Source organism: Buchnera aphidicola (Periphyllus koelreuteriae) (assembly GCF_039360445.1).
GTDB classification, from domain to species: Bacteria; Pseudomonadota; Gammaproteobacteria; order Enterobacterales; family Enterobacteriaceae; genus Buchnera_J; species Buchnera_J aphidicola_BM.
Genome location: NZ_CP134981.1, coordinates 148,387 through 166,171, shown reverse-complemented (window position 1 = coordinate 166,171; position 17,785 = coordinate 148,387). Strand labels below are relative to the sequence as shown.

At 17.3% G+C, this 17,785-nt stretch carries 15 protein-coding genes and 1 other RNA gene; 10 read left to right on the top strand and 6 right to left on the bottom strand.

Annotation, left to right across the window (positions count from 1 at the left end; all coding sequences use genetic code 11):
* Positions 1 to 30: 30 nt before the first annotated feature.
* The 5 genes from panB (at position 31) to thrC (ending at position 7,215) form a co-directional block, all read left to right on the top strand.
* Positions 31 to 825 (top strand): 3-methyl-2-oxobutanoate hydroxymethyltransferase, encoded by a 795-nt coding sequence (gene panB / locus RJT80_RS00745; RefSeq protein ID WP_343187897.1) that lies wholly within the window; start codon positions 31 to 33, stop codon positions 823 to 825.
* Between the two features lie 7 nt (positions 826 to 832).
* Entirely contained in the window at positions 833 to 1,687 is an 855-nt protein-coding gene (gene panC / locus RJT80_RS00740) for a pantoate--beta-alanine ligase (RefSeq protein ID WP_343187896.1), read from the top strand.
* An 825-nt stretch (positions 1,688 to 2,512) separates the two neighbouring features.
* Complete coding sequence (thrA, locus tag RJT80_RS00735; RefSeq protein ID WP_343187895.1) at positions 2,513 to 4,966, top strand: bifunctional aspartate kinase/homoserine dehydrogenase I; 2,454 nt, start codon at positions 2,513 to 2,515, stop codon at positions 4,964 to 4,966.
* A gap of 20 nt (positions 4,967 to 4,986) precedes the next feature.
* Positions 4,987 to 5,922 carry a homoserine kinase gene (gene thrB, locus RJT80_RS00730; protein WP_343187894.1) on the top strand — a complete coding sequence of 312 codons (936 nt, stop codon included), beginning with the start codon at positions 4,987 to 4,989 and terminating at the stop codon, positions 5,920 to 5,922.
* Positions 5,923 to 7,215 carry a threonine synthase gene (gene thrC, locus RJT80_RS00725; RefSeq protein WP_343187893.1) on the top strand — a complete coding sequence of 431 codons (1,293 nt, stop codon included), beginning with the start codon at positions 5,923 to 5,925 and terminating at the stop codon, positions 7,213 to 7,215.
* 63 nt (positions 7,216 to 7,278) lie between these two features.
* Here the strand turns inward: thrC and ychF are convergent, their stop codons facing one another.
* The 3 genes from ychF to RJT80_RS00710 form a co-directional block, all read right to left on the bottom strand.
* On the bottom strand, positions 7,279 to 8,325 hold the full coding sequence (gene ychF / locus RJT80_RS00720; protein WP_343187892.1) for a redox-regulated ATPase YchF: 1,047 nt from the start codon (positions 8,323 to 8,325) through the stop codon (positions 7,279 to 7,281).
* A 40-nt stretch (positions 8,326 to 8,365) separates the two neighbouring features.
* A complete protein-coding gene (gene pth / locus RJT80_RS00715) occupies positions 8,366 to 8,908 on the bottom strand; it encodes an aminoacyl-tRNA hydrolase (RefSeq protein ID WP_343187891.1) in 543 nt (180 codons plus the stop codon).
* Between the two features lie 113 nt (positions 8,909 to 9,021).
* Positions 9,022 to 9,642 carry a Fe-Mn family superoxide dismutase gene (locus RJT80_RS00710; protein ID WP_343187890.1) on the bottom strand — a complete coding sequence of 207 codons (621 nt, stop codon included), beginning with the start codon at positions 9,640 to 9,642 and terminating at the stop codon, positions 9,022 to 9,024.
* A gap of 233 nt (positions 9,643 to 9,875) precedes the next feature.
* On the opposite strand from RJT80_RS00710, the gene rnt reads away from it, so the two are divergent.
* Entirely contained in the window at positions 9,876 to 10,538 is a 663-nt protein-coding gene (gene rnt / locus RJT80_RS00705; RefSeq protein ID WP_343187889.1) for a ribonuclease T, read from the top strand.
* Between the two features lie 118 nt (positions 10,539 to 10,656).
* Here rnt and grxD read toward each other — a convergent pair whose 3' ends face one another.
* Positions 10,657 to 10,983: a Grx4 family monothiol glutaredoxin gene (gene grxD, locus RJT80_RS00700; RefSeq protein ID WP_343187888.1), complete on the bottom strand. Its 327-nt coding sequence runs from the start codon at positions 10,981 to 10,983 to the stop codon at positions 10,657 to 10,659.
* 163 nt (positions 10,984 to 11,146) lie between these two features.
* Here grxD and ssrA point away from each other — a divergent pair.
* Together ssrA and RJT80_RS00690 are read left to right on the top strand one after the other, a co-directional pair.
* Positions 11,147 to 11,546: a transfer-messenger RNA gene (gene ssrA / locus RJT80_RS00695) on the top strand.
* Between the two features lie 408 nt (positions 11,547 to 11,954).
* A complete protein-coding gene (locus RJT80_RS00690) occupies positions 11,955 to 12,476 on the top strand; it encodes a nucleotide exchange factor GrpE (RefSeq protein ID WP_343187887.1) in 522 nt (173 codons plus the stop codon).
* Between the two features lie 69 nt (positions 12,477 to 12,545).
* Here RJT80_RS00690 and ung read toward each other — a convergent pair whose 3' ends face one another.
* Positions 12,546 to 13,202, bottom strand: a complete 657-nt coding sequence (ung, locus tag RJT80_RS00685) for a uracil-DNA glycosylase (protein WP_343187947.1) — start codon at positions 13,200 to 13,202, stop codon at positions 12,546 to 12,548.
* A 216-nt stretch (positions 13,203 to 13,418) separates the two neighbouring features.
* On the opposite strand from ung, the gene RJT80_RS00680 reads away from it, so the two are divergent.
* Positions 13,419 to 14,018 (top strand): redoxin domain-containing protein, encoded by a 600-nt coding sequence (locus RJT80_RS00680; RefSeq protein ID WP_343187886.1) that lies wholly within the window; start codon positions 13,419 to 13,421, stop codon positions 14,016 to 14,018.
* Between the two features lie 141 nt (positions 14,019 to 14,159).
* Here RJT80_RS00680 and RJT80_RS00675 read toward each other — a convergent pair whose 3' ends face one another.
* Positions 14,160 to 14,972 carry a DUF2076 domain-containing protein gene (locus RJT80_RS00675; protein ID WP_343187885.1) on the bottom strand — a complete coding sequence of 271 codons (813 nt, stop codon included), beginning with the start codon at positions 14,970 to 14,972 and terminating at the stop codon, positions 14,160 to 14,162.
* A gap of 263 nt (positions 14,973 to 15,235) precedes the next feature.
* Between RJT80_RS00675 and gyrA the strand changes: the two genes are divergently transcribed.
* The gene (gene gyrA, locus RJT80_RS00670; RefSeq protein ID WP_343187884.1) at positions 15,236 to 17,752 is read left to right on the top strand and encodes a DNA gyrase subunit A; all 2,517 of its coding nucleotides are present in this window, start codon (positions 15,236 to 15,238) and stop codon (positions 17,750 to 17,752) included.
* Positions 17,753 to 17,785 lie beyond the last annotated feature (33 nt).

Genomic DNA, 17,785 nt, shown 5'->3' with positions numbered 1-17,785 from the left:
CAATTAAATTACAATAAAAAAAAATAAAAAATGGATAAAATTAATATATATAAAATCAATCAATGGAAAAATAAAAAATTTAAATTTGCAGCAATTACAGCTTATGATTTTAGTTTTTCAAAACTTTTTTCAGATTATGGAATACCAATAATTTTAGTTGGAGATTCTCTAGGAATGGTTATTCAAGGAAATAATTCTACATTAAATGTCACATTAGAAAATATGAAATATCATACAAAAGCTGTTAGAAAAGGAGCTCCAAATAAATTTATAATTTCAGATTTACCATTTATGACTTTTATGAATAAACATCAAGCTCTAAAAAATTCATGTTTATTAATTAAATCTGGGGCTAATATGATTAAATTAGAAGGAAATATTAGAATTAAAAAAATTATAAAATATCTTTCTAAAAAATCTATTTTAACATGTTGTCATCTTGGATTAAAACCACAAAATATTCATAAAGAAGGACAATATAAAATATATGGAAATTCTATAAAAGACAAAAAAAATATTATACAAGAAGCAATAATTTTAGAAAAGTCAGGAGCTAATATGATTCTTTTAGAATGTGTTTCAAACAATATATCAAAAATTATTACAAAAAAATTAAAAATACCAGTTATAGGTATTGGTTCTGGAAAACATACAGATGGACAAATTTTAGTTATGCATGATATGTTAGGAATAAATAAAGAAAAAAAACACAAATTTGTTAAAATTTTTCTTAAAAAAAATATTTCTTTAAAAGAATCTATTAAAAATTATATTAAAGAAGTAAAACTAGGAAAATTTCCTTCAAAAAAACATACTTTTTTTTAAAAAAAATATGAAAATTATAAAAACAAAAAAAAAACTTCTAAAAGAATTAAAAAAAAACAAGTTTAATATATCTTTAATACCAACTATGGGTAATATACATCAAGGACATTTATTTCTTATTAAAAAATCTATTAAAATATCTAATTTAATTATTGTAAGTATATTTTTAAATAAACTACAATTCAATAAATTACAAGATTTTATAAATTATCCTAAAACTATTAAAGAAGATTTAAAAAAATTAAAAAAAAATAAAGTAGATATAGTATTTCTTCCACATGAAAAAGAAATATATCCAGATGGATTTTACAAACATACAATAGTTTCTGTTAAAAAAACATCAACTATTTTAGAAAATAAAAATAGAACTAATCATTTAAATGGCGTATCTACAATAATATGCAAATTATTTAATTTAATTCAACCACAATATTCTATTTTTGGAGAAAAAGATTATCAACAATTATATATTATAAAAACACTTGTCAAAGAATTAAATTATAATATTAAAATAATTTCTATTCCAATAATAAGAGAAAAAAATGGTTTAGCTATAAGTTCTAGAAATAATTTATTAAAAAAAAATGAAAAAAAACAAGCTTCCTGTATTTATAAATATTTAAAAAAAATTAAAAAAAAAATGTATTATTATAAATTTAAAATATTCAAAAAAATTAAAAAAAAATATAAAAAAAAATTTTTAAAAAAAAAAATAAAATTAGAATCATTATATATTAGAGATTCTAAAAACTTAAAAATAATTTCTAAAAATAGCAAAAAAGCAATAATATTAATTTCAGTATTTATAAAAAATATTAGATTAATTGATAATATTTTTGTAAATTTAAAAAAAAATAAATAATTTTTAATTAAAAAAAATAAAAAAATAAATTTTTTTAATATATGGTAAAAAAATTATTCTTAAAATAATTTATTCCATATCTAAAAATAAAATAATTAAATATAAAAAAAACCAATATCATCTATTATTAAATCTAATTTTATAAATTTAAATTTTTTTAATAAAATATATAGAAATAGATTTTGGTTTTTTTTAAAATTTAAAATATTTAAATTAAATTTTTTATAAAAAATTTAATTTAAATATATTAAATTTTTAATATTTAAATTTATAAAAAAAATATTATTTTAATAAATTAAAATAATAATAAAATAAATTTCATAACAAAATTTAATGAATCTAAATAAATAAACTATAAAAAAATTTTAATAAAAATATTAAAATTATTTTATTTTTACTGTTTTTTATAATTTATTTATAATTTTTTTTTCAATCTTTTTATTCAATACTAAATTTATATATATAATATAATTAATTTAATAAAAATTTTTTAATATCTTTTAAAACTTAAAAAATAATAAATATATTGTTAAATTAATATTTTTTTAAAAATATTAAAAATATACATTTTTTTAAAATATTATTAAAATTTAATTATATAAAAAATATTTTTTTTATATTTAAATTTAAAATAAATATTTTTTTTTAAATATAAATATACAAAAATTATATTAAAAAAAAATGAAAAATATATAATAGAAATTTAATATACTTTTTTTATTTTTTTTTTTCATATAATATGTAATTAGTCTATTTATTTAAAATAAAATAAAAATAAAATAAATTAATTTATTTTATAAATAACTTAGGAGAATTTTTAAAAATATGATAAAAATTTTAAAATTTGGAGGTACTTCGTTAGCTAATTCAAAAAGAATTTTATCTGTATCAAAAATTATTGAAAAAAAATATAAAACTAATCAAATTGCTGTTGTGTTATCTGCTCCAGCAAAAATTACAAATTATTTAGAAAAATTAATAAATTTTGCAATTAAACAAAAAAATTATAAAAAAATTATCTTAAAAATACAAAATAAATTTATTAAAATATCAATAAAAATATCTAAAAAAAATAAAAAAATATCTTTAGAAAAATTACTAAATGTTATTGAAAAAGAAATGTTTTTTTTAAGAAAAAAAACAAAAAAAATATATTTTTTAAAAAAATGTTCAAAAATTACTTATGCAAAAATAATTTCCAAAGGTGAGATTTTATCAACATATATTATAAATAATATATTACTTTCTAAAAATTTCAATACTTATTTAATTAATCCAGTTAAAAAAATAATTGCACAAGGAAATATATTAGAATCATATGTAAATCTCAAATCATCTATAGAAAAAATTCAAAAAATTAATATTCCATCTAAATCAATTATTTTAATGCCTGGATTTATTGCTGGAAATAAAGAAAAAAAATTAGTTTTATTAGGAAGAAACGGATCAGATTATTCTGCAGCTATATTATCAGCTTGTCTAAAATCTAAATCTTGTGAAATATGGACAGATGTCAATGGAATTCTAACATGTGATCCAAAAATTATTTCCAATGCAAAAGTATTAAATGAAATTACATATAAAAATATTTTAGAATTATCATGTTTAGGAGCAAAAGTTCTTCATCCTAAATCAATTTATCCATTAAAAAAATTTAATATACCATGTTATATTAAAAATACTTTTAATAAAAATTTTTTAGGAACAAAAATTTATAAAAAAATAAAAAAAAAAAACAAATATAATTTTAGTATTACATATATAGATAATATATATATGTTTAATATTAAAATTCTTAATGAAAAAATAAAATATAAAATACAAAAAAAAATTTTAAAATATATTAAAAAAAAATATATATCTATCATTTACTTATCTAATTTAATAAATTCAAAATTAATTTATCTTTATATAGAAAAAAAATATATTAAATATATAAAAAAAATATTTAAAAAAAATATAGAAAAATCGATTTATCAATCAAAAATATTAATAAAGAAAAAAAAAAAATTATCTATAATATCTATAGTTCAACCTAAGATTAAAAAAATAAAAAATTTAATAAAAAAAATAAAAAATTCTTTAAATCATTCTAATATTAAAATATTAAATATTCAAAAAAAATCTAAAAACTGTATTTCATTTATATTAAAATCTAAAAATAAAATTGTAGCAATTAAATTAATTCATAAAATTATGCTTTATAAAAATAAAATAAATGAAATATTTTTATTAGGAATTGGTGGAATAGGAAAAACATTATTAAAACAAATAAATAAAGAAAAAAATAATCTAAAACAAAAAAAAATTAATATTAAAATATGTTTAATATCTAATTCAAATAAATTATTATTTAAAGAATATGGAATTAATCTTAATTTATGGAAAAAAAAATTTAAAAAAGTTATAAAAAAATATAAAAAAATCAAACTTATTAAAAAAATAAATAAAAAAATTAAAAAAAATTTTTATATAAATCCAATTATTATTGATTGTACTTCAAGTAAAAAAATATCTAAACAATATATAAAATATATCAATAATAACTTTCATGTTATTACAGCTAATAAAAAATTTAATACTGGATCCATGAAAAATTATAAAAAAATTAGAAATATATCTTCTAAAAAAAATAAAAAATTTATGTACGAAACAAATGTTGGAGCAGGTCTTCCAGTAATACAAACAATAAAAAATATTGTTCATACTGGAGATAAATTAATTTTATTTAAAGGTATATTATCTGGATCTTTATCATATATTTTTGGAAAATTAGATAATGGAATGTTGTTTTCAAAAGCTGTAAAAAAAGCTAAAAAAAAAGGATTTACCGAGCCGGATCCAAGAGAAGATTTGTCTGGATTAGATGTAGCTAGAAAATTATTAATTATTGCTCGTGAATTTGGATTTAATTTAGAATTAAAAGATATAAAAATTGAAAAAATATTACCTAAATCATTAAAAAATATAAGTCTAGAAAATTTTTTAATAAAAATAAAAAAATTTGATAAATATTTTTTAAAAAAAATATCATTATGCAAACAAAATAAAAAAAGAATAAGATTTATTGGAACGATTAATAAACATGGAAAATGTAAAATTAAAATGTCTAAAATTAATAAAAAAAATCCATTATATAAAATTAAAAATGGAGAAAATGCATTTACATTTTATACTAAATATTATCAACCAATACCTTTATTAATAAGAGGATACGGAGCTGGAAAAAAAGTAACTGCATCTGGAGTTTTTTCTGATTTATTAAAATCTATTTTATAAAATTAATTTTGGAAAAAAAAATGATAAAAATATATGCACCAGCATCTATTGGAAATTTAGGAGTAGGATTTGATATATTAGGAGCAGCCATTCATCCAATTAAAAAAAATATATTAGGAGACATTGTTTCAATTAAATCATCAGAAAAGTTTAAATTAACAAATTTAGGAGTTTTTTCTAAAGATCTTCCAAAATCATATAAAGATAATATAGCTTGGAAAGCATGGTTAATATTTTTAAAAAAAACAAAAATAAAAAAAAATGTACATATAATTCTAGAAAAAAACTTACCAATTAGTTCAGGTCTTGGATCTAGCGCTTCATCTATTGTTGCAACACTAGTTGCTTTAAATATTTTTTTTAAAAAACCATTAAATAAAATTCAATTAATACATTTAATGGGAAAAATAGAAAAAAGTGTTTCTGGAGGAATGCATTATGATAATGTTGTTCCTTCGTATCTTGGAGGAGTAAGATTAATTATAAAAAAAAAAAAAATTATTTCACAAAAAATTCCATATTTTAAAAATTGGTTTTGGATAATTTCTTGGCCAGGAATTAAATTATCAACATTACAATCAAGAGAAATTCTTCCAAAAATATATTCTAAAAATACTTGTATTACACATAGTCAATATGTATCATGTTTTATTCATTCATCTTATACAAATCAATCTTCTCTTGCATCATCTTCTATAAAAGATATTTTAGCAGAACCTTTTAGAAAAAAATTAATAAAAAATTTTTCTAAACATAAAAAAAATGTTAAAAAAATCGGTTCTATAGCATATGGAATTTCAGGTTCTGGACCAACTATTTTTTCTATATGTAAAAATAAAAAAATAGCAAAAAAAATTAAAAAATATTTTTTAAAAAATTATGTTGAAAACAAAAAAGGATTTGCTCATATTTGTAAAATCGATCCAATTGGAACAAGAGAAATAGGAAATAAATAAATGAAATTATATAATATAAAACATAAAAATGAAATTGTAAATTTTTCTGATGCTGTAATATTAGGTTTAGGATCTAATCAAGGATTATTTTTTCCAAAAAAATTACCAAAAATATCTAAAAAAAAAATAAAAAAACTTTTAAAAATAAAATTTATTCCTAGAAGTCAAAAAATTTTATCAATGTTAATCGGATCAGAAATAAAAAAAAAAAATATATATTCTAGTGTAAAATCAGCATTTTCTTTAAATCAACCAAAAATTTTAAATATTAAAAAAAATATATCTTGTTTTGAATTATTTCATGGCCCAACTCTTGCTTTTAAAGATTATGGGGCAAAATTTATGGCTAAAATTCTTTCTTTTTTAAATACAAAGAATAAATTAACTACAATTTTAACAGCTACTTCTGGAGATACAGGAGCAGCCGTAGCAAATGCATTTTATAAAATGAAAAATATAAGAGTAGTGATATTATATCCAAAAGGAAAAATTAGTAACATTCAAAAAAAATTATTTTGTACTTTAGGAAAAAATATCACTACAATTGCTATTGATGGAAGTTTTGATGAATGTCAAAAACTAGTAAAAAAATCTTTTAATGACAAAGATATTAAAAAATATACAAATTTAAATTCTGCTAATTCAATTAATATTAGTAGACTACTTGCTCAAATTTGTTATTTTTTTGAAATATTTCATTTAACAAAAAAAAAACATAGAAAAAATATTGTTTTATCTATACCATGTGGAAATTTTGGAAATTTAACTGCAGGATTATTAGCAAAATCAATTGGATTACCAATAAAAAAATTAATTTTATCAACAAATTCTAATGATACAATCCCAAGATTTCTTAAAACTGGTATATGGAATCCATATAAAACGATTTCTACTATTTCTAATGCAATGGATATTAGTAAACCAAATAATTGGACAAGAATTGAAGAAATTTTTAGAAGAAAAAAATGGAATATTCATAGTTTAAAATATGGAAGTGTATCAGAAAAAAAAACAAAAAAAAACATGAAAGAATTATTTAAAAAATATAAATATATTTCAGAACCTCATGCATCTGTTGCTTATACTATATTAAAAAAAAAATTAAAAAAAAAAGAATATGGAATTTTTTTAGGAACAGCTCATCCTATTAAATTTAAAAATACTGTCGAAAAAGTTTTAAAAATAAAATTAAAAGAACCAAAAATTATTTCTAATTTATTAAATTTAAAAGAATTTTGTCATAATATTAAACCAAATTTTAATACACTTAAAAAAATTTTACTAACAAAATAATGAAAATTTTTATCAGAGAGGAAATAATGTTCCTCTCTAAAAAAAAATGAAATAAAATTTTTATTACAAATTAAACAAAAAATGAATAATGTCTCCATCTTGAACTAAATAATTTTTTCCTTCAAATCTTAATTTTCCAAATTTTTTTACAGAATTTTCAGATTTATACTTTATAAAATCTGTATAACGAATTATTTTTGCTCTAATAAATCCTTTTTTAAAGTCACTATGTATAATTTTAGATACATCTATGCATTTCGAATTTTTTATAAAAGACCAAGCTCGAATTTCTTTTTTTCCAACAGTAAAAAAAGTTTTTAAATTTAAAATTTTATAAATAGAATAAATTATTTTAGATAATTTAAGAATGATATTTTGTTTTTCTTTAATTTTATTTAAAATAGTTGGGCAAATAATATTTATAATATCATTATTTAAAAATTCTTTTACTTCTTTCAAATAAATATTATTTTGTTTTTTTTCACTAATATTTAATAAAAAAATTGTTGGTTTTAATGTTAAAAAATTAAATTTTGTAATTAAATTTATTTCTTGAAATGAAAAATTTAATTTTCTTAAAAAAATAAATTTTTTTAAATTTAATAAGCATTTTTTTAATAATTTTTTTTCTTCTAAAACTAATTTTTCATTTTGTCCTTTAAAATTATTTAAAATAGAAAGACTTTTTTCACATAAATCTATATCTGAAAAAATTAATTCTGTATTAATAATATCTATATCATCAATTGGGTTGACTCTATTTTGAACATGAATAATAGAATCATCTTTAAAACACCTAACAACATGTATTAAAGCATTTACTTCTTTTATTTCTCTTAAAAATTTATTTCCTAATCCTTCTCCTTTTGATGCTCCTTTTACTAAACCAGCAATATCAACTATTTTTACAACAGTAGGAACAATTTTATTTGGAAAAACAATATTTTTTAATTGTGTTAATCTTATATCATGTACAATAGAAAATCCTATATTTGGATTAATGGTACAAAACGGAAAGTTCAATGATGGAACAGTCATTTGAGTTAAAATATTAAAAATAGTAGATTTTCCTACATTTGGTAAACCAATAATTCCACATTGAACACTCATATTTCTCCTTTCTGAATTTTTTTAAAAAATAACAAATTTTTTAAAAAAAAATTAAATTAATAGATTCATAAATTGATTTTAAAATTAATTTTTTTTCATTTATAGTTGGTTTAGATAAAACAAAATTAGAAATATCATTTCTAAAAATTGGACGACCAATACCTATTGACAAACGTTTATAAAACGTATGATTTTTAAATTTACAAATAATGCTTTTCAATCCATTATGCCCATTACTTCCATACCCATATTTCAATTTTATATGTCCAGGAAATAAATCTAATTCATCATGAATAATTAAAATTTCATTTAATGAAATATTATAAAATTTAGACAAAGAAAATACAGAATAACCATTTAAATTCATAAAAATATCTGGAAAGAATAATAAAATTTTTTTATTTAAAAAAAAAATTTCACTTTTATATCCAGAAAATTTTTTTATTTTTGTAAATTGAACATTAAAATATTTGGAAAGCAATCTAATATACCAAATTCCAACATTATGGCGAGTTTTATTATACTTTTCAATCGGATTGCCTAAACCAACAATTAGTTTTATTTTATTAAAATTATTTTTCATAAATTCCAAAAATAAATTTCTTATAAGTATAAAAAATACAAAAAGAATACAAAAATATTTATAAAAAAATAAATAATATATAAAAATCTTATATAAAATAATTAAAAAACACTTTAAAAAAATGATTTTTCAAAATTTATAGATGCTTGATCCCAATTTATTATATTAAAATAAGATTGAATATATTCTAATTTTTTATTTTTATATTTTAAATAATATGCATGTTCCCATAAATCTAATCCAATAATTGGAAATCCTGTATTTTTTATAAAAAATTTACTCATTTTTGGATTATCTTGATTTACAGTTGTGGTAATTAATAATTTTTTTTTTGATTGAACTAACCATACCCATCCTGAACCAAAATGATTCATAGCAATATTTATAAAACATTTTTTAAAATTTTCAAAATTAATAAAATATTTTTCTATTTCTTTTTTTAAAATTCCTTTTAAAATAGTATTTTTTTTTAATATCTTCCAAAAAAAATTATGATTTATATAACCACCAAAATTATTTTTTATATAATTTCTATTTTTTTTTGGAATAAATTCTAAATTAGATAATAATTCATCTTCTTTATAATTTATAAATTTTGTATTAATTAAAATATTATTTAAATTATTAATATATGCTTGATGATGCCCTTTATGATGAATTTTCATAGTTTTTGAATCAAAATATGGTTCTAAATCATCATAATTATAACTTAAATCAGGTAATTTATATGTCATATAACAACCTTATGTAAAATAAAAAGAAATTTAAAAACAATTTTTATAAAATATTGATTATTCTTAACATTATAGAATTATTATGTTAAATTTTAATTTAAAAAAAAACAAAGTTAATATTAAATTATTTTTTATTATTCAAGATATTAGTATAAAAAATATATGAAATACATTTATTAAATGTTAATAAATAAAAATTTATATTAAACTCATATTTTAATAATGGAATCATGATGAATAAAATAAAAAATAAGAGCCTTTTAAGTAAAAGATTTAGAACTTTTTATCCAGTTGTTATTGATGTAGAAACTGCAGGATTTAATCCTATTACTGATGCATTACTAGAAATTGCAGTTATTACATTAAATATGAACGATTATGGATGGTTAAAAGTTGAAAAAAAAATACATTTTCATGTAAAACCATTTCAAGGTTCATTAATTAAAAAAGAAGCTTTATCTTTTAATAAAATTGATCCATTTAATCCTTTAAGAGGAGCAGTTAGTGAAAAATTAGCATTTAAAGAAATTTTTTCTATAATCTATAATGGTATTAAAAAATATGGATGTAGTAAAGCAATAATTGTAGCTCATAATGCAAATTTTGATCATAGTTTTATTATGTCAGCATCAGAAAGAATTAAAATAAAAAAAAATCCATTTCATCCATTTGCAACATTTGATACAGCAACTTTAAGTGGATTAGCAGTTGGTCAAACTGTTTTATCTAAAGCATGTAGAGCAATAGGATTATCTTTTGATAATAGTCAAGCTCATTCTGCATTATATGATACTCTTCAAACAGCAAATTTATTTTGTGAAATAATAAATCGTTGGAAAAAATTAGGTGGATGGCCAATAAATAATAAAAAAAATAACAATGATAAAAAAATATAAAAAATAAATTATTTAAAAAAATCAAGATATGATGCATTGTCATAAAAAATGTATATACATCATATCTATTGTATATTTTTTTAAAATAAATATATAAAAATATTTTTTAAATTATTTTTTAAGATATATTTTTTTTTATAGAATGATTAATAATTTTTTTTAATTTTCCATTTTTAAATAATTCAAACATAATATCACTTCCACCTATTAATTCTCCATCTACCCATAATTGAGGAAAAGTTGGCCAATTAGAAAATTTTGGAAGTTCTTTTCTAATATCATCATTTTCAAGAATGTCTATATGATAAAATTTAACTTGTAAATTTAATAAAATTTGAACTGCTTTTGCTGAAAAACCACAACTTGGAAATTGAGGAGATCCTTTCATATAAAGAATAATAGGATTTTTAGAAATTTGATTTTTTATTTTTAAAATTGTATTCATTAAATAATAATCCTTTTTTTTTAAATAAAATATAAAATTTAATATATAAAGTAAAATATTTTTTATAAAAAAATAAATTTGTAATATAATTACTTATAATATTATAATATTTTTATATTAAAATTTTAATATTTATAAATACATATTTAAAATAAAAATTAATGGGGCTGATTTTGGATTTGACAAATTATTTTTAATATTAAAGAGCATGACGAGGAATTGGTTTGCCTCGTTAAAAAACCAAAATTAAAAATATACGCAAAAAACAATAAACAGGAATATGCTTTAGCAGCTTAAAAAACTGTTTTAAAGCTCATTTATAAATCTATTTGATTCTTGTCTTTTTCAAAATTAGATTAATTTTTAAAAATAAATGATCAAAACTAAAAAAGACTATATATAAATATAGTTTTTGTATTTATATATTTTTTAAAAAAAAAAACTACGTTTCTTTTAATTGTCTTAAATAAAAAAGAAAAATAAGATATATATAAGACTAATCATGTAGTTGCTTTAATAAAAAAATAATTTGGACGCGGGTTCAAATCCCGCCAGCTCCAAAAAAAAAAAAAAAAAAAAAAAAAAAAAAAAAAAAAAAAAATTATAATATAAAATATGTTTTTTAAAATAATTAATTTATTTAAATATATTTTTATTAAATATTTTAAAAAAATATAAAAAATTTTATCATATTTATTCAATTTTATTTAAAAATTATATAATTATAAATTTAATTTATTTCTTGTAAAATACTTAAAAAATATTGTTTTTTTTTATTTCTTTAAAAAATATAAAAAATAATTATATAAAATTTTTTAAGAATATAATTGTTTTTAATAAATACTACTTTTTTATATTTAAATAATTATTTAAATATCTTTATTAAGATTATAAAATTATAAATTTTCTAATTTTAAAATAATTATATTCTTTAAAAATTTTATAAATAAAAATATAATTCGGTGACTTTTATGAATCTTTCAAAAAATAAAAAAAATATAAAAGAAAAAGAAAAAAAAAAAAAAAATATAATGAATCAATTAAATAAAATAAAGATATTAAAAGAAAAAATTGATGAAAAAAAAAAACAAATTAAAGAATTACCATTAAGATTTTTTGCAACTATTGAAAATATTAAAAAAAATACAAAAAATCAATGTTTATTAATAAAGAAAGATAAGAAAATAGAATTTTTTAAAAAAATATTTTTAATTATAGATAAATTAGAAAAAATAATTAAAAATATATTGAATTTAAAAGATAAAAATAATCCAAAATTACAAGGAATTTCCTTAATTTATCAATCTTTATTAGATGTAATTAAAAAGAATAATATACAAATAGAAGGAATTATTGGAGAAGAATATAATAAAAATATTCATCAATTAAAGAATAAACAAAAAATAAAAAAACATTCTAAAATAAAAAAAATTTTTAAAAAAGGATATTCAATTAATAAAAAAATAATTAGAAAAGTATTAGTTAAAATATAAAAATATATAAAATGGCTTGTAAATAGCCATTTAAAAATTTTAAAATATTATTTTATAAAAAATAATATTTTAATCTATACTCCAATCAATTATTTTTTGTTTTTGACGAATTAATATTTCATTTACTTTAGAAAAATGTTTACATCCAAAAAAACTTTTATAAGCTGATAGAGGAGATGGATGTGATGCACAAAAAACATAATTTTTATTTAAATTAATAAATTTTTTTTTTTTTTTAGCAAAATTTCCCCATAATAAAAATATTACACCAAAATGATATAAATTAATTAAATAAATTACGTAATCAGTAATTTCTTCCCACCCAAAATTTATATGAGAACCAGGAATTTTATAAGAAACTGTTAAAATAGAATTTAATAAAAATACTCCTTGATCAGCCCATTTTTTTAAATAACCTGATTTAAATTTTATATTTTTATTTATATCAGATTTTATTTCTTTAAAAATATTTTTTAAAGATGGAGGAAAATTATTTTTTGATTTTACTGAAAAAGCTAAACCATGAGCTTGATTTTTTTTAACATAAGGATCTTGACCTAAAATTACTACTTTTATATTTTTAAATTTAGTAAATCTAAAAACATTAAATACTTCTTTTTTCTTTGGAAAAATTTTTTCATTTAATCTTTTTTTATTAATTTTATAAATTAATTTTTTAATTTCTTTTTTTTTATTTTTTAATAAATTTTCCCAAGTATAAATTATTTTTTTTTTATTGATAATCATATTATTCTCTTAAAAAAAATAAAAATTTCTTATATTTTTAATAATTGTAAAATATATATTATACAAAAAAAAATAAATGATTATAATATTAAATATATATTTAATATTTTTTATATATTTTTTAAAAATATAAAAAATAAAGTATATATAAAATAATTTAATATAAAAAATAAAATAAAAAAAAAGAGAAAAAATATGTCATTAGTTACTCAAAAAGCGCCAAATTTTTCTACTTCAGCAATTTTAAAAAATGGAAAAATAACTGAAAATTTTAATTTTAAAAAATATATATCAAAAAAAAAATGTGTTTTATTTTTTTGGCCAATGGATTTTACTTTTGTTTGTCCATCTGAAATAATTGCTTTTAATAAATTTTATAATGAATTTAAAATAAGAAATGTAAAATTAATAGGTATATCTATAGATTCTATATTTGTGCATTTAGCATGGCAAAAAACTAAATATAAAAACGGAGGAATTGGTCCTATAAAATATGTAATGGCTTCAGATATTAAAAGAGAAATACAAAAATCTTATGGAATAGAGCACCCTAATTTAGGAGTAGCATTAAGAGCATCTTTTTTAATAGATGAAGATAGAATAATAAGACATGAAATAATAAATGATCTACCATATGGAAGAAATATAAAAGATATGTTAAGAATGATAGATGCATTAACATTTCATAAAAAATTTGGAAATGTTTGTCCTGCAAACTGGAAAAAAAATGAAAAAGGAATAAAACCAACACCAAAAGGAATATCAAAATATTTATCTAATAACATGAATACATAATATAAAAAAATTATTCGATTAATTAAAAATTTAATTTATTAAAATATAATTAATCGAATATTAAAAATTTTTAAAATATTTTTATAAAAAATTTAAATAAAAATATTAATAATAAAAAATTAAAGAATATTTAAAAAAAAATTAATCATTATTATCATAATCTTCAATATTGTTATCTAAGATGTTTTCATCATTTAAAATATTATATTTATAATCTTCTTGATCATCTATTTTATTATTTAAATCTTCATCTTCTTTTTCTAAAATATTGTCATTTTTAAAATAATTTTCATTGTCTTGAAAATTTTCTAAATTATTTTGATCATTTTTAATTTCATTTAATAATTCATTAGAATTTGTTAATTCATCTTTAAAGTTAGAATTATTTACATTATCTAAATCTTCTAAAATAAAATTATTATTTGAATAATCAAAAATTTCTTCATTTTTTCTATTAAACAAATTCATTAAAATATTTCCAACAATCATACCACTAGCTACTCCCGTTGCAGTTTGTAAAGCATTTCCTAAAAAACTATTACCTCCTCCCATATTATTCTTAAAATTATCATTATAATTTGTATTCAATTGTTCGTTATTTCTGTTTATATCATTTGTAACATTCTCTTTAAAATTATTATTAACATTTAAATTTTTTTTATTTGAAGATGGAACATATTTATCTAATAATCCAGATAAAAAACTTTTTTTATATTTTAAATTTTTTAATAAATTATTTTTTTTTTGTAAATTTTGTATAGAAATATTTAAATTTTTTATCGCTAATTCTTGAACCAAAATTGTTTGAATCATGTAATATACAGAATTAGACTGATTAATCATATATTTTTTTATTAAATTTTCTGCTTCTTTATCTCTTTTTAATGAATTTTTTTCAGCTTTTTTTAATCTTTTAAATAAATCTATTATTAAAGTTTTTTCTTGAGTATTCATACATTCCTTTAATTCATTATTTTTTTTTAAAATTTATTAATATGTTAAAAAATTTTAAATAAAAAATATAAATGTTTTAAACATTTTAAAATAAATTACAAAAATAGTAAAATTCTATTTTTATTTCAAAAAAATACTTTATAATTTTATTATTTTAAAAAAAAAATTATATTTTTTTACAAGATTCACCGAATCAATTCAATATGTTATAATTATAAAAAAAATATTTAAGGTTACAAATTTTAAACAAGAGAAGTAATTTCATGAATATATTTGCAAAAGAAATAATAGAAATAGAAATAGAAAAAGAATTAAAAAATTCTTATTTAGATTATGCAATGTCAGTTATTATTGGAAGAGCCCTTCCAGATGTACGTGATGGGTTAAAACCAGTTCATAGAAGAATACTTTTTGCAATGCATATATTAAATAATAAATGGAATAAACCTTATAAAAAATCAGCACGAATTGTAGGAGATGTAATTGGAAAATATCATCCTCATGGTGATACAGCAGTTTACGACTCTATTGTACGTATGGCTCAATTTTTTTCATTAAGATATATATTAATTGATGGACAAGGAAATTTTGGATCAATTGATGGAGATTCACCAGCAGCAATGAGATATACAGAAATTAGAATGTCAAAAATAGCACATACTTTATTAAATGATTTAGATAAAAATACAGTAAAATTTGTAAAAAATTATGATGGATCTGAAAAAATACCAGAAATTTTACCAGCAGAAATACCTAATTTATTAATAAATGGATCATCTGGAATTGCGGTTGGAATGGCTACAAATATTCCTCCACATAATTTAAATGAAACAATTAATGCTTGTTTAAAATATATAAAAAATCCAAAAATTAGTTTAAAAAACTTAATGAAATATATTCCAGGTCCTGATTTTCCTACATTTGGAATTATAAATGGAAAATCTGGAATAAAAAAAGCATATAAAACAGGAAAAGGAACAATATATATTCGAGCAAGAATTAAAATTGAAAATAATATAAAAACAAAAAAAAAATCTATAATAATATATCAATTACCATATCAAACAAATAAAGCAAAACTAATAGAAAAAATTGCTAACTTAGTAAAAGAAAAAAAAATAGATGGTATTTCTGCTTTAAGAGATGAAAGTGATAAAGACGGAATGAGAATAGTAATTGAAATTAAAAAAGAATTTATTTCTGAAATTATTTTAAATCAATTATATTTATTAACATCTTTACAAGTTTCATTTGGAATAAATATGGTTGCATTATATAAAGGAAAACCAAAATTATTAAATTTAAAAAATATAATAAAATCTTTTATTTATCATCGAAAAGAAATTGTTACCAAAAGATGTATTTTTAATTACAAAAAATATAAAAAAAAAATGATTTTATTAGAAGGTTTAACTGTAGCATTAGAAAATATAGATAAAATTATATTTTATATTAAAAATTCAAAAAAAACAAAAGAAGCAAAAATATCTTTATTATCTCAAAAATGGAATATTACTAATTTTACACAAAAATTAATTAATAAAGAAAATAAAAATAAAAATAAAAATAAAATAAAACATAAAAAATATATTTTTTCAGATAAACAAGTAAATAAAATATTAAATACAAAATTAAATAGTTTAACAAATTTAGAAAATAAAAAAATAATTGTTCAATATAAAAAAATTAAAAAAAAAATAATATATTTAGAAAATATATTAAATGACCATAATAAAATGATTAAAGTAATAGAATCAGAATTAAAATTAATTAAAAAAAATTTTGGTGATAAAAGAAAAACAGAAATTATAAACAAAAAATCAAACATAAATATTAAAGATATTATTCCTTCTGAAGACGTAGTAGTAACTTTATCACATTCTGGATATGTAAAATACCAACCTATAACAGAATATGAAGCTCAAAAAAGAGGAGGAAAAGGAAAATATGCAGCAAAAATGAAAAAAGAAGATTATATAGAAAACCTATTAATAGCAAATACCCATGATACAATATTATGTTTTTCAAGCAAAGGAATTATATATTGGATGAAAATATACCAATTACCAGAAGCTAGTCGTCATTCACGAGGAAAACCAATAGTTAATTTATTACCATTAAATGTAAAAGAACGAATAACAGCAATTTTACCTTTAAATAAATATCAAGATAAAAAAAATATATTTATGGCAACTTCTTTAGGAATAGTTAAAAAAACTTCTTTAAAAAAATTTAAAAATCCAAGAAATAAAGGAATTATTGCTCTTCATTTAAAAAAAAATGATAAATTAATTGGAGTATCTTTAACTAGTGGAAATGATAATATTATGTTGTTTACTTCTAAAGGAAAAGTTGTTCAATTTTCAGAAAAATATGTAAGATCTATGGGAAGAACAGCAACAGGTGTAAAAGGAATTAAAATAAAAAAAAAAGACAAAGTTGTTTCATTAATTATTCCTAAAAAAAAAGGAGAAATTTTAGTAATAACTAAAAAAGGATATGGAAAAAGAACAAAAATAAAAGAATTTCCAATAAAATCTAGATCTACAAAAGGAGTCATTTCAATAAAAATTACTAAAAAAAATAAATCAGTTGTAAAAGCTATTCAAGTTAATCAAAATAATCAAATAATTATAATTACAAATTCTGGAAAATTAGTTAGAACTCGAGTATCTGAAATTAATATTTTAAAAAGAAATACACAAGGTGTAATATTAATAAGAATGTTCAAAAAAGAAAAAGTTGTTGGATTACAAAAAATTCAAGAAGATCTTATATAAAAACATACATATAATAAAAAAAATCATATTATA